This is a genomic window from Streptomyces sp. NBC_00459 (assembly GCF_036013955.1).
Taxonomy (GTDB): Bacteria; Actinomycetota; Actinomycetes; order Streptomycetales; family Streptomycetaceae; genus Streptomyces.
This window is the reverse complement of sequence record NZ_CP107903.1, coordinates 9,321,839-9,346,802: the sequence shown is the minus strand read 5'-3', so window position 1 is coordinate 9,346,802 and position 24,964 is coordinate 9,321,839. Positions and strand designations below refer to the sequence as shown.

General features: G+C 70.2%; 25 protein-coding genes. 15 read left to right on the top strand and 10 right to left on the bottom strand.

Annotated features, from left to right (window positions below):
• Window positions 1-2: 2 nt before the first annotated feature.
• From OHN74_RS40995 to OHN74_RS40980, 4 genes are read right to left on the bottom strand one after another with little or no spacing between them, the layout of a single operon-like run.
• A complete protein-coding gene (locus OHN74_RS40995) occupies window positions 3-836 on the bottom strand; it encodes an ABC transporter ATP-binding protein (protein WP_327699639.1) in 834 nt (277 codons plus the stop codon).
• Between the two features lie 13 nt (window positions 837-849).
• Window positions 850-1,632 (bottom strand): ABC transporter permease, encoded by a 783-nt coding sequence (locus tag OHN74_RS40990; RefSeq protein ID WP_327699638.1) that lies wholly within the window; start codon window positions 1,630-1,632, stop codon window positions 850-852.
• Complete coding sequence (locus OHN74_RS40985; protein WP_327699637.1) at window positions 1,629-2,489, bottom strand: ABC transporter permease; 861 nt, start codon at window positions 2,487-2,489, stop codon at window positions 1,629-1,631. Before OHN74_RS40985 ends, OHN74_RS40990 begins: the two co-directional genes overlap by 4 nt.
• Window positions 2,486-3,463: an ABC transporter substrate-binding protein gene (locus OHN74_RS40980; RefSeq protein WP_327699636.1), complete on the bottom strand. Its 978-nt coding sequence runs from the start codon at window positions 3,461-3,463 to the stop codon at window positions 2,486-2,488. Before OHN74_RS40980 ends, OHN74_RS40985 begins: the two co-directional genes overlap by 4 nt.
• Window positions 3,464-3,856: 393 nt before the next feature.
• Between OHN74_RS40980 and OHN74_RS40975 the strand changes: the two genes are divergently transcribed.
• The gene (locus OHN74_RS40975; RefSeq protein ID WP_327700443.1) at window positions 3,857-4,642 is read left to right on the top strand and encodes a PaaX family transcriptional regulator; all 786 of its coding nucleotides are present in this window, start codon (window positions 3,857-3,859) and stop codon (window positions 4,640-4,642) included.
• A 180-nt stretch (window positions 4,643-4,822) separates the two neighbouring features.
• On the opposite strand, the gene OHN74_RS40970 is transcribed toward OHN74_RS40975, so the two are convergent.
• Together OHN74_RS40970 and OHN74_RS40965 are read right to left on the bottom strand one after the other, a co-directional pair.
• The gene (locus tag OHN74_RS40970; RefSeq protein WP_327699635.1) at window positions 4,823-5,851 is read right to left on the bottom strand and encodes a DUF6745 domain-containing protein; all 1,029 of its coding nucleotides are present in this window, start codon (window positions 5,849-5,851) and stop codon (window positions 4,823-4,825) included.
• A gap of 80 nt (window positions 5,852-5,931) precedes the next feature.
• Window positions 5,932-6,258: a hypothetical protein gene (locus tag OHN74_RS40965; RefSeq protein ID WP_164312027.1), complete on the bottom strand. Its 327-nt coding sequence runs from the start codon at window positions 6,256-6,258 to the stop codon at window positions 5,932-5,934.
• Between the two features lie 281 nt (window positions 6,259-6,539).
• Here OHN74_RS40965 and OHN74_RS40960 point away from each other — a divergent pair, with 281 nt between their 5' ends.
• From OHN74_RS40960 to OHN74_RS40930, 7 genes are all read left to right on the top strand, one after another.
• Window positions 6,540-7,508, top strand: coding sequence for an STM4015 family protein (locus OHN74_RS40960; protein ID WP_327700442.1), 969 nt, complete (start codon window positions 6,540-6,542; stop codon window positions 7,506-7,508).
• A 53-nt stretch (window positions 7,509-7,561) separates the two neighbouring features.
• A complete protein-coding gene (locus OHN74_RS40955; protein ID WP_327699634.1) occupies window positions 7,562-8,749 on the top strand; it encodes an STM4014 family protein in 1,188 nt (395 codons plus the stop codon).
• A 31-nt stretch (window positions 8,750-8,780) separates the two neighbouring features.
• Complete coding sequence (locus OHN74_RS40950; RefSeq protein WP_327700441.1) at window positions 8,781-9,587, top strand: STM4013/SEN3800 family hydrolase; 807 nt, start codon at window positions 8,781-8,783, stop codon at window positions 9,585-9,587.
• Entirely contained in the window at window positions 9,584-10,957 is a 1,374-nt protein-coding gene (locus tag OHN74_RS40945) for an STM4012 family radical SAM protein (protein ID WP_327699633.1), read from the top strand. The genes OHN74_RS40950 and OHN74_RS40945 overlap by 4 nt, the downstream gene beginning before the upstream one ends.
• A 10-nt stretch (window positions 10,958-10,967) precedes the next feature.
• Entirely contained in the window at window positions 10,968-11,894 is a 927-nt protein-coding gene (locus OHN74_RS40940; protein WP_327699632.1) for an STM4011 family radical SAM protein, read from the top strand.
• Window positions 11,895-11,919: 25 nt separating this feature from the next.
• On the top strand, window positions 11,920-12,480 hold the full coding sequence (locus OHN74_RS40935) for a hypothetical protein (protein ID WP_327699631.1): 561 nt from the start codon (window positions 11,920-11,922) through the stop codon (window positions 12,478-12,480).
• 61 nt (window positions 12,481-12,541) lie between these two features.
• Window positions 12,542-13,357, top strand: a complete 816-nt coding sequence (locus tag OHN74_RS40930) for an SAM-dependent methyltransferase (RefSeq protein ID WP_327699630.1) — start codon at window positions 12,542-12,544, stop codon at window positions 13,355-13,357.
• 75 nt (window positions 13,358-13,432) lie between these two features.
• Here the strand turns inward: OHN74_RS40930 and OHN74_RS40925 are convergent, their stop codons facing one another.
• Complete coding sequence (locus tag OHN74_RS40925) at window positions 13,433-14,851, bottom strand: DEAD/DEAH box helicase (RefSeq protein WP_327699629.1); 1,419 nt, start codon at window positions 14,849-14,851, stop codon at window positions 13,433-13,435.
• A gap of 225 nt (window positions 14,852-15,076) precedes the next feature.
• Between OHN74_RS40925 and OHN74_RS40920 the strand changes: the two genes are divergently transcribed.
• From OHN74_RS40920 to OHN74_RS40910, 3 genes are all read left to right on the top strand, one after another.
• Entirely contained in the window at window positions 15,077-15,934 is an 858-nt protein-coding gene (locus OHN74_RS40920) for an aldo/keto reductase (RefSeq protein ID WP_327699628.1), read from the top strand.
• A gap of 164 nt (window positions 15,935-16,098) precedes the next feature.
• Entirely contained in the window at window positions 16,099-16,812 is a 714-nt protein-coding gene (locus OHN74_RS40915) for an LmeA family phospholipid-binding protein (protein ID WP_327699627.1), read from the top strand.
• A gap of 98 nt (window positions 16,813-16,910) precedes the next feature.
• Window positions 16,911-17,804 carry an IS982 family transposase gene (locus OHN74_RS40910; protein ID WP_327694926.1) on the top strand — a complete coding sequence of 298 codons (894 nt, stop codon included), beginning with the start codon at window positions 16,911-16,913 and terminating at the stop codon, window positions 17,802-17,804.
• A gap of 19 nt (window positions 17,805-17,823) precedes the next feature.
• On the opposite strand, the gene OHN74_RS40905 is transcribed toward OHN74_RS40910, so the two are convergent.
• Window positions 17,824-18,657 (bottom strand): helix-turn-helix transcriptional regulator, encoded by an 834-nt coding sequence (locus tag OHN74_RS40905; RefSeq protein ID WP_327699626.1) that lies wholly within the window; start codon window positions 18,655-18,657, stop codon window positions 17,824-17,826.
• A gap of 802 nt (window positions 18,658-19,459) precedes the next feature.
• Here OHN74_RS40905 and OHN74_RS40900 point away from each other — a divergent pair.
• Genes OHN74_RS40900 through OHN74_RS40890 form a run of 3 tightly spaced genes read left to right on the top strand, consistent with a single transcriptional unit; the run spans window position 19,460 to window position 21,340 of the window.
• Window positions 19,460-19,861, top strand: coding sequence for a helix-turn-helix domain-containing protein (locus tag OHN74_RS40900; RefSeq protein ID WP_327699625.1), 402 nt, complete (start codon window positions 19,460-19,462; stop codon window positions 19,859-19,861).
• A 45-nt stretch (window positions 19,862-19,906) separates the two neighbouring features.
• On the top strand, window positions 19,907-20,410 hold the full coding sequence (locus OHN74_RS40895) for a nuclear transport factor 2 family protein (RefSeq protein ID WP_327699624.1): 504 nt from the start codon (window positions 19,907-19,909) through the stop codon (window positions 20,408-20,410).
• 60 nt (window positions 20,411-20,470) lie between these two features.
• Window positions 20,471-21,340 (top strand): helix-turn-helix transcriptional regulator, encoded by an 870-nt coding sequence (locus OHN74_RS40890; RefSeq protein ID WP_327699623.1) that lies wholly within the window; start codon window positions 20,471-20,473, stop codon window positions 21,338-21,340.
• A gap of 138 nt (window positions 21,341-21,478) precedes the next feature.
• Here the strand turns inward: OHN74_RS40890 and OHN74_RS40885 are convergent, their stop codons facing one another.
• On the bottom strand, window positions 21,479-22,522 hold the full coding sequence (locus OHN74_RS40885; RefSeq protein ID WP_327699622.1) for a 2OG-Fe(II) oxygenase family protein: 1,044 nt from the start codon (window positions 22,520-22,522) through the stop codon (window positions 21,479-21,481).
• Window positions 22,523-22,614: 92 nt separating this feature from the next.
• Here OHN74_RS40885 and OHN74_RS40880 point away from each other — a divergent pair, with 92 nt between their 5' ends.
• The gene (locus tag OHN74_RS40880; protein ID WP_327699621.1) at window positions 22,615-22,899 is read left to right on the top strand and encodes a zinc-ribbon domain-containing protein; all 285 of its coding nucleotides are present in this window, start codon (window positions 22,615-22,617) and stop codon (window positions 22,897-22,899) included.
• 19 nt (window positions 22,900-22,918) lie between these two features.
• Here OHN74_RS40880 and OHN74_RS40875 read toward each other — a convergent pair whose 3' ends face one another.
• The gene (locus OHN74_RS40875; protein ID WP_327699620.1) at window positions 22,919-24,940 is read right to left on the bottom strand and encodes a DUF1996 domain-containing protein; all 2,022 of its coding nucleotides are present in this window, start codon (window positions 24,938-24,940) and stop codon (window positions 22,919-22,921) included.
• Window positions 24,941-24,964: the final 24 nt, after the last annotated feature.

The window sequence follows — 24,964 nt, the reverse complement described above, 5'->3', positions numbered from 1 at the left end:
GCTCAGCGTTCGGTCTTCTGCAGTGCGGGCTCGGGTGCCCGGTCCTCGACCTGGGCGTCCGTGTCGCCGCTCCGGTGTTTTGCCCGCTGGATCTGTTCGTAGACATGGGCGCGGAGTTCGGCGAAGCGGGGGCTGGAGCGGGTGTGCAACTGGTCGCGTTCGTCGGGGAGGTCGATGGTGAGGTCCTCCTGCACGACGGTCGGCGACTTGGACAGGACGACGGTGCGCTGGCCGAGGTAGACGGCCTCGTCGATGTCGTGGGTGACGAACAGCACGGTGACGCCGAGTTCCCGCCACAAGCGCCGGATGAGGTCCTCGAGTTCGGCACGCGTCTGGGCGTCGACGGCCGCGAAGGGCTCGTCCATCAGCAGCACCTTCGGTTCGAAGGCGACGGCGCGTGCGATGGCGACGCGCTGCTGCATACCGCCCGACAGCTGCCAGGGGTAGGCCTGGTGGGCGTCGGCCAGTCCCACGACCTCGAGTGCGTGGTCCACCAGTTCCCGTGTCCGCGCCTTGCCGAGCTTCTTGCGGCGCAGGGGCAGGGCGACGTTGTCGCGGACGTTCATCCAGGCGAACAGGGAACGGCCGTACTCCTGGAAGACGACCGCCATCCCGGGCGGGGGCCCGTCGACCGGGCGTCCGTCCAGGAGCACTTCGCCGTCGGTGGGGGCGAGCAGTCCCGCCATGCACTTCAGCAGCGTCGTCTTGCCGCATCCGGACGGCCCGACCAGGCAGACGAGTTCACCGGCGCCGATATGGAACGTCAGGTTCCGTAGGGCTTCGACATTGCGGTTCCGACCGGTGTAGATCTTCTGCAGGTTGCGTACGTCGAGCATCGACGGCTCCGTTTCAGGGGTTGCGCTGGGCGCGGCGCAGGCCGTGGTACCAGGCCAGGACCCGGTTCTCGGCGAACCGGAAGAGCAGGGAGAGAAGGAAGCCGAGGATGCCGAGGAGCAGGACGCCGCTCCACATCTCAGGGATGGCGAACGAACGCTGGAACTGCACGATGGTGAAGCCCAGGCCGTTGCTGGCGGCGAACATCTCACTGATGACCATGAGGATGATCCCGATCGACAGGGCCTGGCGCATGCCGGTGACGATCTGCGGGCTCGCCGCGCGCAGCACGAGGTGGCGCAGGCGGGCGGTGCCGGTGATGCCGTAGGACCGGCAGGTGTCGCCGAGCACCTCGTCCACGGCGCGGACGCCTTCGACGGTGTTGAGCAGGATCGGCCACACACAGCCGCTGACGATGACGATCACCTTCATGGTGTCGCCGATGCCCGCGAACAGCATGATCACCGGTACGAGGACGGGCGGCGGAATGGCCCGGAAGAGTTCCAGGACCGGTTCCAGGACGTCCCGTACGACCCGCCGCATACCGACCAGCAGGCCGAGCCCCACTCCGGCCACCACGGCGAGGAGATAACCGGCCGCGAGGCGAAGGAGACTGGGCACGACGTCGGACAGCAGCCGCTCCCCCGTCCAGACCTTCCCGAAGGCTTCCAGGATGCTGGACAGCGGCGGTACGTAGAAGTCGGTGCTGTCGGCGGTGGCGTACCACCACACGGCGAAGAGGACGGCCGGCAGGCCCAGGAGCAGCAGGGCGCGGCGCAGGACGGTGAGGACGGTCATACGGCCACCTCCGTACGTACGGACTGGTGCCAGTGCAGTGCCCGCCGCTCGACCGCTCGCGCCACCAGGTTGACGGCGACGCCGAGCAGCCCCGTGACCAGGACCAGGGCGTAGACCTGCGGTACGGCTCCGGACGACTGCGCGACGGCGATCTCCTGGCCGAGTCCGGGCGCGCCGATGACGAGTTCGGCGGTGACGGCGAGGATGAGGGCGACGGTGGCGGCCAGCCGTACGCCCGTCATCACGTACGGCAGGGCGGTGGGCCACATGACGTGGCGCAGCCGTCCCCAGGTGCCGAGCCGATAGCTGCGGGCGGTGTCGTCCGCGACCGGGTCGACGTCCTGGATACCGGCCAGGACCTGGACGATCACCTGCCAGAAGGAGGCGTACACCACGAGCAGCAGCTTGGACCGGAGGTCGGCACCGTAGAGCAGGACGGCGACGGGGATCAGGGCGACGGACGGGATGGGGCGCAGGAACTCGATGGTGGAGGCGGTGACCGCGCGCAGCACGGGTACGGAGCCGATGACCAGTCCGGCCGCCACGCCCGCCACGACGGAGATGGCCAGGCCCAGGCCCCAGCCGGTGAGGGTGTCGCCGAGCGCGGTCCAGAATGCCTGCTCGGCGAGCAGGTGCCACAGCGCGCGGACGGTCTCCGAGGCGGGCGGCAGATAGTCGGCCGACACCAGGCCGGTGTGCGGCAGCACTTCGAGCACGGCGACGAGCCCGGCGAGTCCGGCCAGGCCGCGCAGCGGGGCGACGGCCCGCTCCGGCAGCCGCCGGGCGGGGGCTCCGCCGGGACCGGTGCCGGTCCCGGCGGAGCCCGCCACGTCGGTGGTGACGGCGGCGCGGGTCATGAGAACAGGGCGTTCAGGTCGGGCTTCTTGCCGTCGAAGAGGCCGTCCGTCTCGCCGAGGGAGGCGAGCTTCTGCAGCGAGGCCATGTCGATCTCGGCAGGCCAGCTGGGCAGCGTGACCTTGTTCAGGACATCGCCGCTGAGCTTGGTGTAGGTGGTGAGGATCTGGCGTGCCTCGTCCGGGTGGTCGGTGGCGTACTGGAGCGACTCGCTCATGGCTGCGGCGAACTTCTTGACCAGGTCGGGCTTCTGCTTCACGAGTTGCGTGGAGGTGAAGTACGTCGCCACGGTGAGCTTCGGGTCCGTCTCGGCGAACGGCGAGGCCACGACGCGGGCGCCCTGCGCCTTGGCGATCGTCATCGCGGGATCGCCCATCCAGGCGGCGTCCACCCGCCCGCCGTCCAGCGCGGCCGGCATCTGGTCGAACGGCATCTCGACGAACTTGACCTTCGACGGATCGCCGCCGGCCAGCCGGACCGACTCGCGCACCGTGGTGGACCCGATGTTCTGCAGGGTGTTGACGGCGACCGTGTGCCCGGCGAGGTCCTTGGCCGACTTGATCGCGCTGTCCTTCTTGACGGCCACACCGGTGACGTCGGCCCCGACCTTGCCGTTGGAGGCCGCGCCGTTGACCACGGACTTGATCGGTACGCCCTTGACCTGGGCGATCATCAGCGACGTGGTGTTGCTGAACCCGAACTGGAACTGATCGCTCACCACACCGGGGATGATCGCCGCGCCGCCCTGGGCGCTGACCATCTCCAGTTCGATGCCCCGGCTGCTGAAGAACCCCTTCTTCTGGCCCAGATAGAGCGGGGCCACATCGATGATGGGGATGATGCCGACCTTGACCTGCGTGGTCTTGTCGCCGCCGGAGGACGACGAACCGCTGTCTGCCGGGTCCGACGACCCGCATCCGGCCGCGCCGACGATCGTGATCACTACTGCGGCAAGCCCGAAACTGCGCCTTTGCATGGGCCTCTCCTGACGGAAGCAACGCTGGATGGGTGAACGCCCCGATGTGAAGGACCGGGTCGCGCGGACCTGCGACCCGAATGTTGTGCACTTTCTTGACGGCCGCAATGTACACACCTATGTTCGCGCTGTCAGTACTCAGGACAAGAGAGGCCCCGACAACTTCGCCGAGTGCGGCCACCGCCGACGAGGCACACCAGAAAAGGGAGTTCCGTCCGTGCACCCCCGCATGAGAATCCGTGGCCCCGTCGGCCCGACGTCCCCGTGACCTCGCCCGTGCCCCCTGGCGTCGGGGACCGGCGGGACGGCCGTACCCTTTCCGACGTGCACGACGAGAACACCCGGGCCGCGGCGGAAACCCCCGACGGACCGCAGCCGCGCCCCCAGTCGCTGATGTTCGCCCTGTTCGGCAGCTATGTCCTGGAGGAGGAGCTCGGACATGTGTACTCGGGCAGCATCATCGATGTACTCGCCCGTGCCGGAGTCGGGGAACACGCCGTCAGGTCCACCCTCACCCGCATGGTCAACCGGGGTCTGCTGCAGCGCCAGCGCCAGGGACGCAGGATGTACTTCGGTCTGACCGCTCAAACGGAAGAGATTCTCGTCGACGGCAAGCGACGCCTCTGGCAGACCGGGGCCGTCAACGAGGAGTGGGACGGCACCTGGACCCTGCTCGGCTTCTCACTGCCCGAGTCCTGGCAGCGCCAGCGGCACGATCTGCGCTCCCGGCTCACCTGGTCGGGCTTCGGGGCCCTGTACAGCGGACTGTGGATCGCCCCCGGGGACGTCGACGTCTCCACACTCGTCTCCGAGCTCGGCCTCGCCGCCCACGTCAAGATCTTCCATGCCTCGGCCGACGAGGCCACCGACATCGGCCTGATGATCCGGGACACCTGGGACCTGGGCAGCATCGGCGCCCGGTACGCCGACTTCGACAAGCGCTGGGCCGGCTGGCCCGGCACCGGGTCCGACGACCCGCTCGGTGTCCGACTGCGCGTGATCAGCGAATGGCTGGACACCATCCGCACCGACCCACGGCTCCCCGCCGGCCACCTGCCCCCCGACTGGCCGGCCCGCTCGGCCCAGGAGACCTTCCACCGCATCGCGCAGCAGACCGAGGCCCCCGCCCGCCGGATGGCCACCGACCTCCTGGAGACCACACCGGTACAGGTCTCCTGACGCCGGGGCCGACATCACGGGTGCCGATCAGCGGCGGGATCGGGTGCCGACGGTCCGGCCGTCAGAATCGATCCGTCGCCTTCGACCCGCGCACCCAGGAACTGGTCGCCGCCCCGATCGACAAGCTGGAACAGGCCCGGGACCCTCGGGCCGACACCGTCGGCGGGCATGGCCTTCCGGTCATGTCTGCCGCAACGGCTCGTACATGTCCGCGCCGATTCCGAACGTCCAGGCCACTCCCTCACGGGCCGTGCGGGTCGTCGGCGGCACCCTCAGCCAGTAGGTGCGGCTCGTACCGTCCGGCTCCGGTGTGGAGTTGACGACCTCGACCATGACCACGTCCTCGTCGCCGACGAGTTCGACCCGCCACAGCACCCCCGTCTCGTCGCGGTGGACGGGTTTCGCGCCCGACTCGTCCAGGTACCGGTCGTAGCCGTAGTACTCCAGCATCACCCGGCGGAGTTCGGCGTTCTCCTCGCCACGGATCCGCTCCGGGGTCAGTGCGGTCAGCTCGTCCAGGAAGTCCCTCGGTACGGGCATGCCGCGCCAGGCGTACAGCTCGAATCCGTCCGCGTAGCCGAGCGCCGGGCCGTCTCCGCGGTCCAGACGGCCCGCTTCGTCGCGGTGCAGCGTCAGGGGACGTTCGCTGACGATCACCGTCTTCTCGTAGGGCCACCACCAGCCCGCCTCGCGCGCCACCGCGGCCAGGCCTGCCAGGGGGCTGTCGTCACCGGCCTCGAACGCGCACAGCCAGGCCGCGTCGTGCTGTCCCAGCGCGGCGTCCAGAAGCAGCAGGCGGACCCGTGCCTCCTCCTGGCGGCCGGTGGCGAGTTCCTCGACGATTCCCGCCCGCACCCGGTCGACCAGAGTACGGGTCGACTCCCACAGACTCGCTCCCGTGGACCGCCAGTGCCCACTCCACCGCTCCGGCCCCAACCGCGCGTGCAGCCGGGCCCGTTCGGCGGCCCAGGGCGCGCCCAGCACGGCGTCGCGGACACCGGCGCCGAGGGGGCCCAGCGCCGAACCGTCCGGGTGGGTGGCCGTCATGAGCATCCGTACCGCCTCACGGGGCGAGCGCGCCCACAGGATGCGGTCGGGTTCCGGCAGGCCTGCGCGCCGGTAGGCGAGTCGGACACCTGCCTCGGCCGCCGCCCGGTCCCCCGGCCCCGTCGCCGCTGCCGCCGCCCGCCAACTGCCCTGATCCTTCAACGCCGTTCCTCTCCCAGTGCTGTGCCGGACCACATCCCCGTGCCGCCCGGCCCTTCGCTTCCCCGCGTGCCCGGGTGCTGTCAGTCGGCGACGACGCGCACCGAACCCGGGATGTACTCCCGCTGCCGGATCACCCGGTACCAGCCCTTGGGGAGCGATATCGCCGCGTGCTCCTCGTGCACGACACGCGCGCCCTCGGGCACGTGCAGCAGCATCGGCCCGAACACGCCGGCCTCCCGGATCAGCCGTCCCGGACCGGCCACCGCGTGGGCGTGCCCGGTGACCTCACCGAGGGCCAGGACGAGCCTGCCGCGGCCGTCACGCGGTTCGGACGCCGCGTCGACCGCGTACTCCGGCACCGCCCCCTCGGCCAGCGCCACGATCAGAACGTCACCTTGCCGGTACATGGGTCTCCCTCCCGCTACGGCACGGCGTGTGCCATGGAACGACCGTAGGGGCGGGCACTGACAATCGGACCTGGCTGCCGGGCCGGACCACCTTCGCCGATGGCGTGGCGGGTGGTCAGGTGGGGCTCGCGGAAGGGCCGTTGGGCCGAGTAGGAGGCCCCTGTTCGCGGCGTTGTCAGTGGGGCTTGGTAGAACTCCTCTACCTGGACGCGATCGGCGCGCGCCAGGACGAGCACCATCACAGCCGATCCACCGGTCTCGGCATCAGGGAGCAGGCACGCATGACACTCGGCAGCCACCTCGGGGAACTCCACGGCCTCCCGGCCTTCACCTTTCCCGACGCCGGTGACACATCGGCGGACATGTCCGCCCTTCCGTCGCCCGAGTCCGTCGCCTGGCGCATCGCGGTGGACTCCTACGACGCCAAGGAGCAGTGGGAGGAGGCCTTCGCCCGCTTCCTTGACGCCGTCGACACCGAGCGGGTCCGCGCGCTGATCGTCGGCGCGTGGAGCGACGCGTACGACAACGCCCCCGACGGCGTGATCGGGGCACTGGTGGCGGCCCGCGACCGACTGCCCGCCCTGCGCGGGCTGTTCCTGGCCGACATCCTGTCGGAGGAGTGCGAGATCTCCTGGATCAACCAGGGCGATGTCGCTCCCCTCCTGGCCGCCTTTCCCGACCTGGAGGAGTTCGGAGTCCGCGGGGGCAACGAGCTGGTCTTCCCCGCCGTCCGCCACGAGCGGCTGCGCAGGCTGACCGTGGAGACCGGCGGCATGCCCGTCGAGGTGGTGCGCGGCATCGCGGGCAGCGATCTGCCCGCCCTCGTCGAACTCGACCTGTGGCTGGGCACGTCCGAGTACGGCGGTGATGCCGACGTGGCCGACCTGGAGCCCTTCTTCGCGGGCACCAGACTGCCGAACCTCAGGCGGCTCGCCCTGCGCAACAGCGAGATCCAGGACGCCATCTGTACGGCGCTCGCGTCCGCGCCGGTGGTGGCGCGTCTCGAGGTGCTCGACGTCTCGATGGGCGTGCTCACCGACGACGGCGCCACGGCACTGCTGACCGGTCAGCCGTTGACACATCTGAAGAAGCTCGACCTGCACCACAACTACCTCAGTGAGGCGCTGCGGACGCGGTTGCTCCAGACGCTGGAGCCCGCCGGTGTGGAGGTCGACGCCGATCCCGAGGACGCCGACTCCGACGAGGACGACGACGGCGAGGTCTGGCGTTTCGTCTCGGTGGGCGAGTAGCACACCGGCGTCCGGACCAGGGAACCAAGGCAGGTGGGGGGATGGGGAGCGGCATGCGGTACACGGAGGTGGGGAGCGCCTCGCCGAGGTGGGTGGTGGTCGCCAACGGGGACAACCGTCGGGTGAGTCTGTTCGCCGCGGCCACCGAGGCCGCCGGTCACGGCACGCCTCGCGTGGTCGAGTGGCGGGACGTGCTGCGCGAGGGCGGCCACGACTTCGCCGACGACGAGTTCGTCCGCCTCGACTCTCCCGGGGAGAACCCCGAGGTGGACGCCCTGCTGCGCGGTGTGGACGATCCGACGCGGGTGGAGGGGTCCGCGCGCTGGTACGGGCGGTTCCTGGAGTGCGTGGCCTCGTTGCGCGGTGGGCGACGGCTCGACGACCCGGTGGACCTGGCCGTGATGTTCGACAAACGGCTGTGTCACGACCGGCTCTTCCGGGCGGGCGTCCCGGTACCGCCGTCCCCTACCTCCGGGGGCGTGGCGCCGGTGCGGGACTGGGCGGACGTACGGGGCCTCATGGAGGAGGCGGGACTGCGGCGTGTCTTCGTCAAGCTCGCGCACGGTTCCTCCGCCTCCGGTGTCCTGGCGATCGAGACGACCGCTTCGGGGCGCATCCGCGCGACCACGTCCGTGGAGCGGACCGAGGACGGCCGGCTCCACAACTCGCTGCGGGTGCGCCGCTACACCGAGGAGCGGGAGATCGCCGCGATCGTCGACACGATCGCCCCGGACGGACTGCACATCGAACGGTGGCTGCCCAAGGCGTCGCTCGGCGGCCGGTCGGCGGATCTGCGCATCGTGGTCGTGGGCGGCCGGGCCACCCACGCCGTGGTCCGCACCAGCCGTTCCCCGCTGACGAATCTGCATCTGGGCGGTACGCGCGGCGACCTGGCGGCCGTACGGGTGCTGGCCGGTGACCGGTGGGCCTCCGCCCTCGAAACGAGTGAACGGGCCGCGGCCTGCTTCCCCGGCACCCTGTGCGTCGGTGTCGACCTGCTGCCGGCCGTCGGCTGGCGTCGCTTCGCCGTCGGCGAGGTCAACGCGTTCGGTGACCTGCTCCCCCGCCTCACCGGCCTCCCCGGCAGCGGGGCGGAGGGCCTGGACACCTACGCCGCTCAGGTGGCGGCGGCCGTACCCTTCGCCGCCGGCCACCTGCCCGGGGCACCGGGGCTGCCCGCCGCATCCGCGCCGCCGGTACGACCGTACGAACTGCCGAGGACCACACATGCCGCCGTCTGAGCCCCTTCCCGCCCCGGCCGCCGGGCCGGACATGAACCAGGTGGTGGGCCGCGACGACCTGCTGCTGCTCACCCTGGACACCCTGCGCCACGACGTGGCCGTCGAACTCGCCGCCGCCGGACGGCTGCCCAACCTGACCGCGCACCTGCCGGGCGGCACCTGGGAGAAGCGTCACGCGCCCGGGAGTTTCACCTACGCCTCCCACCAGGCGATGTTCGCGGGCTTCCTGCCCACACCGGCGTCTCCGGGGCCGCATCGGCGCCTGTTCGCGGCCCGGTTCGCGGGCAGCGAGACGACAGCCGAGGGCACGTACGTCTTCGACACCCCGGACCTGGTGTCCGGCCTGGCCGCGCACGGCTACCGCACGGTGTGCGTCGGCGGCGTCGGCTTCTTCAACAAGCAGGGCGCCCTGGGCGACGTACTGCCCGGGTTCTTCCAGGAGAGCCACTGGGAGCCGGAGTTCTCGGTGGCCTCCCCCACCTCCTTCGAGGCGCAGGTGGCGCGCGCCGAGCAGACGGTGTCCGAACTGCCGCCCGAACAGCGGCTGTTCCTCTTCCTGAACGCCTCCGCGCTGCACCAGCCGAACTGGTTCCACCTCCCCGGTGCGACCCGCGAGGCGGGCGACAGCCGGCTCACCCATGCCGCCGCGCTGGAGTACGTCGACCGTCATGTCGGTCGGCTGTTCGCGGCGATGAGTTCGCGCCGCCGCTGCTTCGCCATCGTCTGCTCCGACCACGGCACCGCCTACGGGGACGACGGCTACACCGGTCACCGCCTCGGTCACGAATCCGTGTGGACCGTGCCCTACGGCCACTTCTTCCTGGAGCCGTCCGTATGAGCACGACCGTCACACCGGCCGACAACTCGGCGGACACCTCCGTCCGCCCGCCGCGGCCGTACCAGAGCTATACGTACGCGTACCCGCACAAGACCGCCTACCGGCCGCTGACGCCCGGGCCCCGGCTCGCGGACCTGTGGGCCGGCGAGTCCCGCCAGGCCCTGTCCCTGTACCTGCACATCCCGTTCTGCGAGGTCCGCTGCGGTTTCTGCAACCTGTTCACCCGTATCGGCGCGCCGGACGGTCTGACGGGCCGCTACCTGGACGCCCTGGAGCGCCAGGCAGCCGCTGTCCGTGAGGCGCTGGGCGACACGCAGGCCCCGCGGTTCGCCAACGCGGCGTTCGGCGGCGGCACTCCGACCTTTCTGGAGGCGGCGGAGCTGGAGCGCCTGTGCGACATCGCCGAGCGTGAGACGGGCGTGGACCTGCGGGCCGTCCCGCTCTCCGTGGAGGCGTCGCCGTCCACGGCCACTGCCGACCGGCTGGCCGTGCTGGTCGAGCGGGGCGCCACCCGCCTCAGCCTCGGTGTGCAGAGCTTCGTCGAGGAGGAGGCACGGGCCGCCGCACGCCCACAGCACAGGTCCGACGTCGAGGCGGCACTGACCCGTATCCGTGAGGCCGGCGTGCCCGTCCTCAACATCGACCTGATCTACGGCATCGACGGTCAGACAGCGGCCAGTTGGCGCCACTCCCTGGACGCCGCCCTCGCCTGGCGCCCCGAGGAGATCTATCTCTACCCCCTCTACATCCGCCCGCTCACCGGCCTCGGCCGCCACACCGACCCACTGGCAGCCGACCGGGAATGGGACGAACAACGCCTGCGCCGCTACCGGGAGGGCCGCGACCACCTCCTCTCCCACGGGTACGAGCAGGTGTCGATGCGTATGTTCCGGCGCTCGGACGCGCCGCCGCAGGGTCCTGACGACTACGCCTGCCAGACCGACGGCATGATCGGCCTGGGCTGCGGTGCCCGCTCGTACACCTCCCGGCTGCACTACTCCTTCGACTACGCCGTGTCGATGCGGGAGATACGCGGCATCATCGACGACTACACCGCCACCGAGGACTTCTCCCGCGTGCTGCACGGCCGCTGGGTCGACGAGGACGAGGCACGGCGCCGGCATCTGCTGCAGTCGCTGCTCCAGGCCGAGGGCCTGCCCGTCGCGGAGTACCGACTGCGGTTCGCTTCGGACCCGTACGACGACTTTCCCGCCGAGCTGGACACCCTCGCGGCCCGTGGCTGGCTCGACGGCGACCGGGCGGACCGGCTGCGCCTGTCCGCCGAGGGCCTGGCCCACTCGGACGCCATCGGCCCCGACTTCTTCTCACCGGCCGTGCGCGACGCCATGGCCGCCTACGAGACGAAGTGAGAGGCGCCCGGTGGATCTGACACTGCTGTACCGCGGGCCGCTCTCCTCCTGCGACTACGACTGCCCGTACTGCCCGTTCGCGAAGCGCCGCGACACCACGGCGCAGCTGCGCGCCGACCGTGCGGCACTGGAGCGCTTCACGGCATGGGCGTGCGAGCAGCGGGAGGACGGGCTGTCGCTGCTGTTCACCCCGTGGGGCGAGGGACTGGTCCGCTCCTGGTACCGGCGCGCGCTCGTCGAACTCTCACACCAGCCACATGTACGCCGGGTCGCGATCCAGACCAACCTGAGCTGCCGCACCGACTGGCTCGCGGACGCGGACCGCGACACCGTCGCCCTGTGGTGCACCTTCCACCCCGGCCAGACGCCCTACGAACGGTTCCTTGCCAAGACGTACGAGCTGTCCGCCCTCGGGGTCCGTTTCAGTGTGGGCGTCGTCGGCGTACCGGACCATCTGGAGCACGCGCGACGGCTGCGCGCCGAGCTGCCGGAGCACGTGTATCTGTGGGTGAACGCCGCCGAAGGGCACACCTACACGGACGAACAGGCCGACCGGTGGACCGAGCTCGACCCGCTCTTCCCGCTCAGCCGCCACCCGCACCGCTCGGCGGGTCTGCCGTGCCGCACCGGTGAGTCGGTGCTCTCGGTGGACGGTGAGGGCACGGTGCGCCGCTGTCATTTCGTCCGCGCGGAGCTGGGAAATCTGTACGACGGCTCCTACCGTGCCGCGCTGCGCCCGCGGGCCTGCCCGTCGGAGGTGTGCGACTGCCACATCGGATATGTGCACCTGGAGACGCTGCCGTTGTACGACGTGTTCGCGGGCGGTGTCCTGGAGCGGATTCCGCGGGCCGTCCCGGACCGGCCGCTGCTGCCACTGGTCCCGTTCGATCGAGGTGGCGTCGGCGCGGCTGCCATGACAGGGTCTCCTGATTCGTGAACGTGCTGTTGGTGAGAGGAAGTTCGTGGACACGCAGACCTGGGACGCACTGGCCGCCTCGATGAAGAACGCGTACACCGCGGGCCTGGGCGAGGGGACCGTGCCCCGCCCGGTCATCATGCCGCTGGTCCGCGGTGAACTCGTCGGCCTGATCTGGCTGCGTCCCGTCGAGACCGGCAAGGACGCGCTCACGGGCATCGCCCAGCTGTCGAACATCGCCGCGGCGTCCGGCGCCGACGAGGTCGTCCTCGCCTGGGAGACCCAGGACGTCGCCGCCGCCTGCGAGTTGCCGGTCACCGACCCGGCGCCGTGTCTGAACCTGGTGCACGCCACCAAGGACGGCCACACCCTGCACCGCTTCCCCTACACCGAGCAGGCCCCCGAGGGCCAGGGCACGGTCGAACCGCAGTGGCTCCCCGCGCCCGAACCCCAGCCCGACGGCGAACTCCTGCCCCCGGTCCGGGCCGCTGTCGACTACTCCTTCATCCCGCTCGACATCGACCACCCCTCCCCCTTCGGGGTCACCGTCGTCCTGATGGAGGAGGACGGTTACCACGTGCGCCTGACCGAGGCGTTCGCCCTCTGACGAGCGGTCGGCACCACGATCGAACCCTCCTCGCCCCCTGCCGAAGGACGGAACGCCGCCCATGACCGAGAACCCCGCAAAGCCCGGGCCGACGGAACACCACAGGATCGACACGTCGGTGCCGCACTCGGCGCGCATCTGGAACTACTGGCTGGGCGGGAAGGACAACCACCCCGTCGACAAAGCGGCCGGTGACGCCTACACGGACGTCTTCCCCGGCATCGTCACCATCGCCCGCAGCAGCCGCGCCTTCCTGGCCCGCAACATCACCTACCTGGTCGCCGAGGCGGGCATACGCCAGTTCCTGGACATCGGCACCGGGCTGCCGAGCGCCGACAACACCCACCAGGTCGCCCAACGCATCGCCCCCACCGCCCGGATCGTCTACGTCGACAAGGACCCGACGGTCCTCGCCCATGCGCGAACCCTGCTCCACTCCACACCGGAGGGAGCGACCGCGTACATCGACGCCGACCTGCTGGACACCGACCGCATCCTGGACGCCGCCGCGCAGACGCTCGACCTGTCCCGGCCGACCGCGCTGATCCTCAGCAACATCCTCGGCCACGTGGCCACGCACGAGCAGGCCCGCAGAACCGTCACCGCACTGATGGACGCACTGCCGTCCGGCAGCCACCTCTCCGTGAACGACGGCTCGGCAGGCATCGACCCCGTCTTCGAGCGGGCCCAGGCCGCGTACAACGAAAGCGGCGCCGTCCCCTACAACCTGCGCACCGTCGAGGAGATCACGTCCTACTTCGACGGCCTGGAACTACTGGCCCCGGGCGTCGTCTCGGTCCCGCTCTGGCGCCCGGATCCCGCGGCCCCCGCGCCCCAGGTCATCGGCGAACACGGCGGGCTCGGCCGTAAGCCGTAGCCCCGAGCGGTCGCACCCGCAGGGGCCGGTCCGCCGGAGAGCCGGGGAGTGGGTTGCCTCTCTCGCGCCTCGGTGTCAGCGGCCCTTGCGGACCCGCGCCGCCGCTCGGGCCTCCGCGGTCTTGCGGGCCTCGGCGGTCTTGCGGGACTCCTTGGCGGGGCGGCCCGGGCGGGTGCCGATGCCGCGGAAGGGCGCGTTGCCGGTGGCGGTCTTCGTCTCGGTCGGCGGGCGCTTCGCGCCGGTGATGGCGGTCAGCTTCTCCTCGCCGGAGTGCACCTGTGCGACCGTCGGGCGGATCCCGGCGTCGGACATCATCCGGTTCACGTCGCGCCGCTGGTTGGGGGTGACCAGGGTGACGACCTTCCCGGACTCCCCCGCGCGCGCCGTACGCCCGCCGCGGTGCAGGTAGTCCTTGGCGTCGGCCGGCGGGTCGACGTTGACGACGAGGTCGAGGGCGTCGATGTGAATGCCCCGCGCGGCGACGTTGGTGGCCACCAGCACGGTGATCTCACCGTCCTTGAACTGGCCGAGCGTGTGCGTGCGCTGCGGCTGCGACTTCCCGCTGTGCAGGGCGCCCGCCCGCACCCCGCTGGCCCGCAGGTGCCGGGTGAACTGGTCCACGCCGGTCTTGGTGTCGAGGAACATCAGCACCCGGCCGTCCCGTGCCGCGATCTCGGTCGCGGTCGCGTACTTGTCGGCGGCGTGGATGTTCAGGACGTGGTGTTCCATCGTGGTCACCGAGCCCGCCGCCCGGTCGACCGTGGCGAGCACCGGGTCGTGCAGGTGGTCGCGTACCAGCTGGTCGACGTTGCGGTCGAGCGTCGCCGAGAACAGCAGCCGCTGTCCGTCGGAGGGGAGCTGGTCCATGATGTCCGACACCTGGGGCAGGAACCCCAGGTCACACATCTGATCCGCCTCGTCCAGCACGGTGATCCGCACGTGGTTCAGGACGCAGTCCCGCCGCGACACCAGGTCGGTCAGCCGCCCCGGAGTCGCGATGACCACCTCGGCGCCGGCCCGCAGCTCCGCCTGCTGCCGGTTGATCGACAGCCCGCCGACGACCGTCGCCAGCCGCACGTTCAGTGCCCGCGCGTACGGTGCCAGCGCGTCGCCCACCTGCTGCGCGAGTTCCCGGGTCGGCACCAGCACCAGCGCGAGCGGCCGCTTGGACTCCGCGCGCCGGCCCGCCGTACGGACGAGCAGCGCGAGCCCGAAGGCGAGCGTCTTGCCGGAGCCGGTTCGCGCGCGGCCCAGGACATCTCGGCCGGCCAGCGCGTTGGGCAGCGTCGCCGCCTGGATCGGGAAGGGCTCCGTGACCCCGAGGCCCGTCAACGTCTCCATGAGCTCGGGCGGCAGTCCGAGCGCGTCGAAGGAAGCGGCCGGAGGAAGACCCGGGGACACCGTCTTCGGGGCGGAGATCTCGCCCTGCGACAGCGCAGCCTGCTGGGGCTTGCCTGCACGGGAGTGTCCGGGGCCCGACGGTTTGGCGTTCATGAGGAACCTTCCTGGTCTGACGCCTGGAACGCCCCGGGGCCCGTACCCCTTGGTACGGGCCCCGGCGGTGTCGAAGCGTGAGCCCATTTTATCAGCGGCGGAACCACGATTCAGATGCCCAGGTGCTGAATGCGTTCGTATTCCTCTATTGGACCTCGGAGCGTCGGCGAGCAAGGCTGGAGCGCGCACCCTTACTTCGCGACACCCGAAAGAGGTCACGAGCACATGCAGACTCGACGCATCGGTGACGTGGAGGTCAGCGCGATCGGTCTGGGCGGGATGCCCATGTCGATCGAGGGACGGCCGGACGAGGCCCGTTCCCTCGCCACCATCCACGCCGCGCTCGACACGGGCCTCACACTGATCGACACGGCGGACGCCTACCACCGGGACGCCGACGAGGTCGGCCACAACGAAACGCTCATCGCCAAGGCGCTCGCCTCCCACGAGCGCGGCCCGGACGTCCTGGTCGCCACCAAGGGCGGGCATCTGCGTCCCGGGGACGGCAGTTGGACCCTGGACGGCTCCCCCGCACACATCAAGGAGGCGTGCGAGGCCTCGCTGCGCCGCCTGGGCGTCGAGGCCATCGGGCTGTACCAGTTCCACCGCCCCGACCCCAGGGTCCCGTACGCGGAGTCGGTCGGCGCGGTCCGGGATCTGCTGGACGAGGGCAAGATCCGTATGGCCGGCATCTCCAACGCCGACCCGGAGCAGATCCGGCAGGCGAACGAGATCCTCGGCGGCCGTCTGGTCTCCGTGCAGAACCAGTTCTCCCCGGCCTTCCGCTCCAGCGAACCGGAACTGCGGCTGTGCGACGAACTGGGCATCGCGTTCCTGCCCTGGAGTCCGCTCGGCGGCATCTCCCGGGCCGGCGGTCTCGGTTCGGCGTACGCCCCCTTCGCCCGGATCGCCGCGGCCCACGGCGTCAGCCCGCAGCGCGTGTGCCTGGCCTGGATGCTCGCCAAGTCACCGGTGGTCGTGCCGATCCCCGGTGCCAGCCGCCCGGAGACGATCCGGGACTCCGCCGCCGCTGTGGACCTGGTGCTCTCCGCCGAGGAGTCGGCCGAACTCGACGCCGTCTGACACCTCGTGGGCGCCCGGCCACCCCGGCCGGGCGCCCCCTGCCGGACACCTTGACGCTGCTTTGAACAACCGCACGTCCGTTCATGTCCAACGGCCTCCTAGAGTCTCCCCCGGCCTCCATGTGAGCGCCCTGTACTGGACTCACCGCACATGGGGGGATCGGCGTGAGACGTCGATGGGTGAAGGTTCTGCTGATCACGGTCGTGGTGCTCGCCGCACTCTTCACGGCCGCCGACCGCGCAGCCGTGCACTACGCCGACAAGGAAGCCACACAGCTCGCCAAGGAGAAGTACGGCTACGCCAACACCACCGACGGCCGTCTGGACGTGACGATCGAGGGCTTTCCCTTCCTGACCCAGGCTGCCGACCAGGAGTTCGGTCATGTGGCGCTGACCGCGAGCCGGTTCCTCGTCGACACCACGACCAACGCCCAGGGCGGCTATCTGCACATCGACCGTCTCCATCTGGACCTGCGTGGTGTGACGGTGACATCGCTGACGGCGCGCAGCGCCGAAGCGAACCTGGCCACCGGCACCCTGACCCTCTCGTACAAGGAGCTGTCCGAGGCGCTGACCCGGCTCGCGGGCAACGCCGGCCCGTTGCAGGTCTCCCGGGCGCCGGGATCGAACGGCCAGGCGGCACGCGTCAAGGTCTCGGGCACGGTCGGTGGGACGGCGCTGAACACCACGGGAACGCTCCTCGCCCAGGGCACGGAACTCTCCCTGACGGTCCCTGGTGTCGAACGGGCAGGAAACGTCTGGCGGGTCGACCTCCCGGAGGGCGTCGGTTTCGAATCGGCGCGCGCCGAACCGGACGGCGTCGAGATCGGCCTCGTCGGTCACCAGGTCACGCTCGGCGCGTCGCGCTTCGGGGGTTGAGGCGAACGGCACGGGTGGGAACCAACGGACCCTAGACGAGTCATTCCGAATGCTGACGGTGTGTCCGGGAACGCAGACAGGGCGTCCAAGATCGTTGTGTGACGAACAACCTGGACGCCCTGCTGACCGCACTGTACGTGAAGATCGACGACGAGATCGGGGGTACCCGGTGGCTGGGCCGGCCGCCGCGGCTGACGGATTCCGAGCTTGTCTGCCTCGCTGTCGCGCAGGCGTTGCTGGGCTTCACCTCGGAGTCGCGGTGGCTGCGGTTCGTGGACTCCCGCCTGGGCGGGATGTTCCCGTACGTGCCCAGGCAGCCGGGCTGGAACAAGCGGCTGCGGGCTGCGTTGCCGTTGGTCAAGAAGGCGATACGGCTGCTGGCCGTCGATACGGACTTCTGGTTCGACAACCACTGGATCGTCGACTCGACGCCGGTGGAGTGCGGTCGCTCGCGTCCGACGGTGAAGCGGTCGGACATGGCCGGCTGGGCCGGATACGGGTACTGCGCCAGTCACAGCCGGTTCTTCTGGGGCCTGCGCCTGTTCCTGGTGTGCACCCCGACCGGGATGCCGATCCTGTGGGCTCTGGCGACCCCGAAGTTGGATGAGCGCGAGGTACTGACCGCGATGCTCGACCGCGAACCCGAGACGGTCACGAACCGGCCGGGGCTGCTGGTGATCTCCGACAAGGGTTTCGCTTCCAGGGAGTTCGAGGCCGATCTGGCCCTGAGGGGCGCTGAGTTGCTGCGGCCGTCGTTCAAGCGCGAGAAGAAACGCAAGGGCGAGTCCCTGCTGAAGTCGGTGCGGCAGTTGATCGAGTCGGTCAACGACACCCTCAAGGGCCAGCTCGACCTGGAACAGCACGGCGGCCGGACCTTCGAAGGCGTCGCCGTCCGCGTCGCCCAGCGCGTCCTCGCGATGGCTGCTGCGATCTGGCACAACCACAAGACCGGCCAGCCGGTCCTACGATCCCTCATCGCCTACGACCACTGATCACATCGGAATGACTCGTCTAGGGCAGCAGGCCCGCCCGGCGGGCCGCGGTGACGGCTTCGAGTCGGGTGCTGGCGCGGAGCTTGCGCATCACCGAACGCAGATGGCCCTTCACGGTCTCCAGGCCGATCTCGAGCCGGCCGGAGATCTCCAGGTTGGTGCAACCCGCGGCGACCGCGACCAGGACGTCCAGTTCACGCGGCGACAGACTCGCCGTCGGCTCATGTGACGACCGCTCGGAGCAGCAGCCCGACTCCAGAAGGGAACACACCTCGTGGAAGCGCTCCTTGAGGTGGCCCTCGCCGATCGTCGCCGTCAGATCCAGCAGCTCGGTATGGACTTCGTGCACCTGTTCCAGGGCCGCAGCGTCACGGGGTGAGGCAGGGCTCCGCACGGCCCGGGCCTCCGAGAGGAGCCGGTGCGCGTGCTCGTGGGTGGCGAGGAACTGCTCCAGGTCGCGTGCCGCCTCCGTCACCGCGGTCAGTACGCGGTCACCCAGCCGTACCGCGTCTCGCGACCCCACGAAGAGGGCTGCTCGTACCGTGGTGCCGACGATCACGGGTGCCGCGGCCATCGCCCGCACCTCCTCCGCCGCGACGAAGCAGTCGTCCTCATGGCTGATCTGCTGAGCCGCCCGACAGTCGCTCACCGCTGCCAGCCGACGTGTCGTCAGCACCTTGCCGATCAGTCCGTCGCCCGCGGGCACGGGAAAGCCCCGGCGACCCGGCGACTTCACACCGCTGGTCTCACTGATCCGCAGCAACTGGGGGCCGACGACCCAGGCCGCACCCGCGACAGGCATCCCGCTGTCCCTGCGCAGCGCCAGCACCGCCGCCCGTGTGGCGGCAGCCACCTCACTGTCCTCCGCCGGCAACACGACCCGGTCGACTCCTCACCTCACGGCAGCCCCGTGCCCCTCCTTTTGCCAGGAGAACACTTCTGCAAGCTCCCTTCGACGTCAAGTTCCGTGCAGGAAACCATAGTTGACCAATCGTCAGCTTTTCTTGAAGTGGCGCGCCCACACCCCGAAACCCGCAGGGCCGGGTGGTTCCGGCATGGTTTCGACATGTTCGACACGTTTCATGAGGAGCACTTCCCTCCACTTGCCCCTCATCCGGGGGTAGCTGAGCGGCACGGTTTACCTCATGGTGGTGCCAGTAGAAGGCCGCTCCCCGGTCCACAGAACGGGATGTACAGCCGTATGACCCGTCCCCTGGACCGCGCTCCACTCCACCCCAGCGCAAGGCCGTCGTGTGCACCCGGCGGCACCTTGCCCGCACGCCCAGAGAGGAACCCCCATGGATTTCTCCCAGTCACCGCGTCTTGCCGATCCCGAGGAAAGCGCTGTCGATCTCACCCGGAAGATCGCGGTGCACGAGGACGAATGCGAGACCGACGACGTATCGGGCGACCTGGCGGACCACCTGATCACGCCGTCGATTCCGGCGACCGGCGTCGCCGTCGACACACGCCGTCGCAGCGGATCGCGTGGGAGATCGACCGGGGTGCGACCCCAGGGCTCCCAGCGCCAGCGCGGTGGCCGTGGAGGCCGGCACACGAGGACTGCCGGGGCCGCTGCCCGTCTCCGCGGTGGGCGAGGCCCTCACCGCGGACGACGCGCTCATCGAACGGCCTGTCCGGTCAGCGCGTCTGCCGTGCCGCGATGGAGCCCGGTCCCGGCCCTGCGCGACGCCATGGAGCCGTGCCACGCGGTCCAGCACTGCGCGTCCCGGTGCCGGGAGATGTTCCGCGACATCGCGCCGATGGGCACCTGGCGAGGCGACTTCGGCGAACACGCCGCCCCGCCCGACGGTGTCCCGGCCTTCGGGGTCACCGTGGCGGTCCACGACCGCGATCCGGGTCCGGTCGCCCGAGCGGTCCCCGCCCGCTGCGGGGTCGCATCCCCCGAGGACGTGCCGCCCGCCCGCCCGGCCGGCGTCGGCACGGCCCTCCCCGCGCTGCCGACAGCCGCCGCCCCGCTCCAGCCGGTCGGCGCACACATCGTCCACGAGTCCGGGCTGCCCCTGCCCGAGGCCTCGCAGACCACCGGCAGCTGACCTCGGCGCCGCGGAAACGAACCCCACATCCGTCTGGCGGTACAAGTGACACCCACCTATCCGAGCAACTCACCGGAGAAGAAAGCCGGTTGGCAGGACGGAGCACAGGACCGGCAGGACCTGCGCCGGCTCGTCGACACCTACGCCTCCGCCCTGGACCGGCAGAACCCGAAGCTGTTCGCCTCGCTGTTCCACGAGGACGGCGAACTGGTCCTGAACCCCCCGGCAGGCACCGGCCGTCCGCCCCTCGTCCTCGACGGGCGGGACGGCTGGGCGAGCGTACTGTCCGTACTGGCGCCGTGCGTCGTCACCACTCACTTCGTCGGCAGCCACAAGGTCCGGCTGTCCGGCGACAGCGCCTCGGGAGAGACCGACTGCCTCTCGCACGAGATGTACGCCGCCGACGCCGACGCCGCCCGACTGCGCGTGCGCTCCATCCGCTACCGCGACTCCTACCGGCGTACGACAGGAGCCTGGCGCTTCACCCGCCGGGAACTGACCGTCGACTGGACCGAGGACCGCGTCCTCACGCTCCCCACCGGCCGCTGACCCCGCGCGGCAAGGCACATCGGGAGCAGACTGGGCTCCCACGCAGACCGAGGAAAACGTATGACAGTGAACCCACCCCCCGTTTCGGACGACGACCGTCAACTCAAGCGCGCCATCGACTCGTTACGTCACACCACCGGCGTGGATCTCACCTTCGGCGGCGTCGTGACCAGGGGGCGCCACGCCCAGCTCACCGAGTTCGCCGGGAACTCGACCAGAGCCCTCATGGGATTGACCCTCGGGTTCGGCATGGGACTCGGCGGGAAGGCGGTGGCTCTGCACCGCCCCATCGCGGTCAACGACTACGCGAACTCCAAGCGGATCAGCCACCACTACGATCTGATGGTCGCCGCCGAGGGCATCCGCGCCGTCGTCGCGGCCCCCGTCGTGGTGAACCGGACGGTGCGGGCGGTGATGTACGGCGCGGTCCGCCAGTCCGTCGGGCTGGGCGACCGGACGGTCGACGCGGTCATGGAGACCGCCCGCGCCCTGGAACAGAACCTGGCGGTGCGCGACGAGGTGGCGCGCCATCTCGGCCGTCTCGGCGAGCCCGGGACGGCCGCCGACCGCATGCCGGAGCCGGCGTCCCCCCGCTGGGAGACGATTCGCGAGGCGTACGCCGAGCTGCGGGTGCTCGCCCAGCACCTCACGGACAGCGATCTGCGCGACCGGGTCGCCGCACTGAGCGACAAGCTGGCCGACGCCGGAGCCCCGGACTCCCGGCGCCCCACCGATCCGGTCCTCTCGTCGCGAGAACTCGACGTCCTGTCGTGCGTCGCCCTGGGGCGGACCAACACCGACGTAGCGGATGAACTCGGGCTGCGGGCCGAAACGGTGAAGAGCTATCTGCGCAGCGCGATGCGCAGGCTGGGATGCCATTCGCGTCTGGAGGCGGTCATGACCGCCCGCCGCCTGGGTCTACTGCCCTGAGAGCGGGACTGCCGGGGTGAAGACACTGTTTCCCGGGTCCGGCTCATTCTGGAGCCGCCCAGCCGTCCGGGGGGCCGCCCAATGGCGGCTGGACGACTTCGGAATGAGCCGGACCTCGTGATGTGCGGCAGGCACCGGTCAAGAGGTGAGAGCCTCCTTGCGGAGCCGCTCCAGGACCGCCAGCCGGTCCTCCTGCTCGATACGGGCGGTGGTCGAGCGGTCGGGGTAGCAGCGCATGAACATGTTGGTGAAGTGCGTGCCGTAGTGGATGAACTCGTCCGCCTCGGGCGCGTCCAGCGGGCGGGCGACGGCCTGGAACGACGGCTCGTGGAAGTACGCCATGGTGAATCGCTCACGGTCGGCCAGACGCACCTTGTGCGGGGTCGAGAGGAGGGTTCCGCCGGTGATGAACTGCATGATGTCGCCGGGGAAGACGGTGAAGACCGAGGGGGTCGGGGGGACGAAGGTCCAGGGGTCCTCGTTCTCGTAGCGACCGGCCATGGACTCGTCGGGCAGCCAGTTGCGCCCCCGGCTCTCACCGGGGACGGGCGGCCGTATGTAGAGGCCGCCGACCTCGTCCTGGACCGCTATGACGAGAAGACCGTAGTCGGTGTGGGAGCCGATTCCGCGCTCGGAGGTGGCGTCGGCCGGCGGGAAGCGCAGCACCCTCATGTGGTGCCAGCCGTCGTCGGTGAGCCGCGTGAAGTGCTCCATGTCGTCCAGTCCGAGTCCCAGCGCGGTCAGCTGGAGCAGACGGTGGCCGATGTCTCCCACCACGGCCATGTAGTCCTTCATGGCTGCGGCGTACTGGTCGGACGGCCAGGGGGCGGGGCCGTGACACGGCCACCTGTCGAGGACGCGGGGGTCGTCCCCGGGGATGTCGGGGCAGACGGTGAAGATCTCGGAACCGTCCTTCTCCCCGGCTGTCTCCTCCTCACCGGACGCGACGTATCCGCTGTAGGTGAGGTCGGAGACGTACTGGGCCTTCTCCTTGAGCGGGCGGCCGACGAAGGCCCTGGACGCGTCCAGGGCTCGGCCGGTGGCGGCATCCTGGTCGGGAGTGGCCTGGATCTGGAAGATACCGTCGACCTGCCAGGCAGCGATGAGCGCCCGACCGAGTAACCGGTCGGCGTCACTGCCTTCGACGGTCGGGGGCAGTGGGAAAGTCCGCAGTTCGGTCATGCCCCCACCATGAACCGGACGCACACGATCCACTACCCCCTTCTGAGGGGGGCCGGACCGACAACAGAAGCACCGACGAAGGGATTTGCAACATGATTGTTTTCGGCACCAAGGGATATCTGTACCAGCTCGCGATACTCACGCTGGTGTGCGGCCAATGCGGGAATCCCTCCGCGCACGCGCTCCGGAAACGCGTCACCAAGTTCACTCTGTTCTTCGTGCCCCTGTTCCCCTTCTCGACGAAGTACACGACCCAGTGCACGTTCTGTGGTGCGGAGCAGAAAGTGACCAGGGAACAGGCGGAACAGATGCAGGGCGTCGGCGGCGTTGTCGGTGGCCGCACCGACACGCCGCCGCAGCAGTCCTACCGACCCTGAGCGGAGACGCCCACGGCCGTCATCGTGATCCGTGCCGGACGCGGCGAAGCATCACGAAACCGGCTATCAGGAGAAGCGCTCCCAGCGCGGCGGGCCACAGCTGGGTTCCCGTGTCGGCGAGATCGCCGGAGACGGCCTGCGGTTCGGGCTGCGGGGCGGAGACGTCACCCACACTGTTGCCGTCGGCGTCGCCTTCGTCTGCGGTCCCCGCGCTTCCTGTGTCGTCGGCGGCGTCCGTCGGCGCCGCGGACTCGGCCCGCTGGGTGGCCGGCGGCGACGTGTAGGCCCTGGGCTCCGCTTCGACGGGCTCCTTCGTGGGAGTGGCGCTCGCCGGGTCCGGGGTCCGCGTACTCGGGGAGGGCGAAGGGGAGTCCGAGGGCTCCGGGGTCTCGTCCTGGCTCGGGGCGGCCGTGGGGTCGGCAGTCGGCTCGTCGGTCCCGTCGGACGGCGGGTCGGGATTCGGCGCGGGGTTGTTCTCCGGGTCCTCGCCGTTCGAGGAACCGGCGCCGCACTGCCGGCCGGTGTTGATGCAGTCGACCATCTCCCCCATCAGGTCCTCGTCGAAGACGTTGATGAAGTCGCCGTGGTCCGTGACCGGCTTGTGCAGCTGCTCGGGGAAGGAGTCGACGGCGAACAGTGGCACCGTACGGCCGCCGTCCTGAAGGCTCGGTGCGTCGACGTCGTAGACGATGCGCTGCACCAGCTGCGGAATCGCCAGGAAACCGTCTCCGCAGTTCCCGGCGGCGTCGGCGAACGCCACGTGGGTGCGGTGGTTGGCGCTGTCGATGTTCCTGCCGTCCCAGCAGCTCTGGAACCTGAACGTGCGCACCACGTCGCTGCCCTGGGGGCACAGCGGGTACTTGTCCTTCAGCTGCCGGTCCTCGAACCCGGTGCAGCTCCATGAGGCGTTGACGTTGGCGTTGCCGTTGACGAACGCCTTGGCGTCGCCGGTGATGATGCGCAGCAGCTTGGGCATGGCCACGACCTGGCCGCGCGGGTTGCCCACGAACGTCATCGTGACCTGGCCGGGCGTGACGATCTCACCGGCGTTGCCCTCGATGCCGCCGCCGGGAGACTGGGCGTCCTGTTCCTGCGCACCGTTCTGTAGGCGCAGCACGGGCCAGAAGTAGGAGGACCTGTCGCCCTGGTCCACGCAGCTGGTCTGCGCCTGGGCCAGGTCGTCGTTGCTGGCGAACGCGTCGTTGGACTGGTTGCCGACGTAGTCGTGGAAGTGGTGTGCGCCGTTGGAGACGCCGGGGGCCACGATGACGTTGTCCGAGTTGAACAGGCCGTTCGCGTTCACACCGCAGCTGGTGGCGAAGGTGCCGCGGGAGGCGCCGTTCTCCGGGGACGGGTTCTGCACGTTGGGCTGGACGGTGGTGATGTCCGCGAAGTCGTCGGCGACCGGGCCGTTTCCGGCCTGGCCCCCGTTGCCGTTCTGCTGGTCTTCCTGGCCGTCGCCCTGTCCGGCGTCGCCCTGACCGTCGCCCTGGTCCTGGCCGTCCTGGCCTTCGCCACCCTGGTCGCCGTTCTGGTCCTGCCACTCCCCGGCCTGATTGCCGGAGGCGCGGAACCCACAGCCCGCCATGTTCTCGAGTCCCTGTGGGCGGTCTCCCGCCCGGCCGATGGCGGTCGCGATCCCTTCGATGGTCGCGGCCCGCTTCTCCTTCAGCGGATTCATGATCGCGGAGTCGGCGAAACCGCTGTCCTGCTGCATCGCCTGCGTCGACTCCTGCAGCCGCTGATAGGCCTCGGCGATCTGCTGGTCCAGAGCGGCGAGTTCGCTGTCGACCTCCGACCGGGCTTCGTCCGGTACCCACGCCAACCGGTCGCCGACATCGGGGCAGTCGATCGTGGCGGCTCCCGAGGACAGGGTCCGGTCGGTCCGGCTCTGCTGAGCCTGGTCACCGCCGAGACCTCCTTCGGTGGCCGAGGCGTACACGTTTCCCACGACCAGTCCACCCCCGCCCAGCATCAGGGCGATCGCCGCGAAGGTGGCGCGGCGTGGACCTGTCGGGCGTCTGCGCGTGTTACGTCCCACGGAAGTACTCCGCTTCATGGCCGG

Excerpts from the sequence above, each read along its gene's own strand:
- OHN74_RS40995 (WP_327699639.1), bottom strand. The coding sequence starts at position 836 with ATGCTCGACGTACGCAACCTGCAGAAGATCTACACCGGTCGGAACCGC.
- OHN74_RS40990 (WP_327699638.1), bottom strand. The coding sequence starts at position 1,632 with ATGACCGTCCTCACCGTCCTGCGCCGCGCCCTGCTGCTCCTGGGCCTG.
- OHN74_RS40985 (WP_327699637.1), bottom strand. The coding sequence starts at position 2,489 with ATGACCCGCGCCGCCGTCACCACCGACGTGGCGGGCTCCGCCGGGACC.
- OHN74_RS40980 (WP_327699636.1), bottom strand. The coding sequence starts at position 3,463 with ATGCAAAGGCGCAGTTTCGGGCTTGCCGCAGTAGTGATCACGATCGTC.
- OHN74_RS40975 (WP_327700443.1), top strand. The coding sequence starts at position 3,857 with ATGTTCGCCCTGTTCGGCAGCTATGTCCTGGAGGAGGAGCTCGGACAT.
- OHN74_RS40965 (WP_164312027.1), bottom strand. The coding sequence starts at position 6,258 with ATGTACCGGCAAGGTGACGTTCTGATCGTGGCGCTGGCCGAGGGGGCG.
- OHN74_RS40960 (WP_327700442.1), top strand. The coding sequence starts at position 6,540 with ATGACACTCGGCAGCCACCTCGGGGAACTCCACGGCCTCCCGGCCTTC.
- OHN74_RS40955 (WP_327699634.1), top strand. The coding sequence starts at position 7,562 with ATGCGGTACACGGAGGTGGGGAGCGCCTCGCCGAGGTGGGTGGTGGTC.
- OHN74_RS40950 (WP_327700441.1), top strand. The coding sequence starts at position 8,781 with ATGAACCAGGTGGTGGGCCGCGACGACCTGCTGCTGCTCACCCTGGAC.
- OHN74_RS40945 (WP_327699633.1), top strand. The coding sequence starts at position 9,584 with ATGAGCACGACCGTCACACCGGCCGACAACTCGGCGGACACCTCCGTC.
- OHN74_RS40930 (WP_327699630.1), top strand. The coding sequence starts at position 12,542 with ATGACCGAGAACCCCGCAAAGCCCGGGCCGACGGAACACCACAGGATC.
- OHN74_RS40925 (WP_327699629.1), bottom strand. The coding sequence starts at position 14,851 with ATGAACGCCAAACCGTCGGGCCCCGGACACTCCCGTGCAGGCAAGCCC.
- OHN74_RS40920 (WP_327699628.1), top strand. The coding sequence starts at position 15,077 with ATGCAGACTCGACGCATCGGTGACGTGGAGGTCAGCGCGATCGGTCTG.
- OHN74_RS40890 (WP_327699623.1), top strand. The coding sequence starts at position 20,471 with ATGACAGTGAACCCACCCCCCGTTTCGGACGACGACCGTCAACTCAAG.
- OHN74_RS40885 (WP_327699622.1), bottom strand. The coding sequence starts at position 22,522 with ATGACCGAACTGCGGACTTTCCCACTGCCCCCGACCGTCGAAGGCAGT.
- OHN74_RS40880 (WP_327699621.1), top strand. The coding sequence starts at position 22,615 with ATGATTGTTTTCGGCACCAAGGGATATCTGTACCAGCTCGCGATACTC.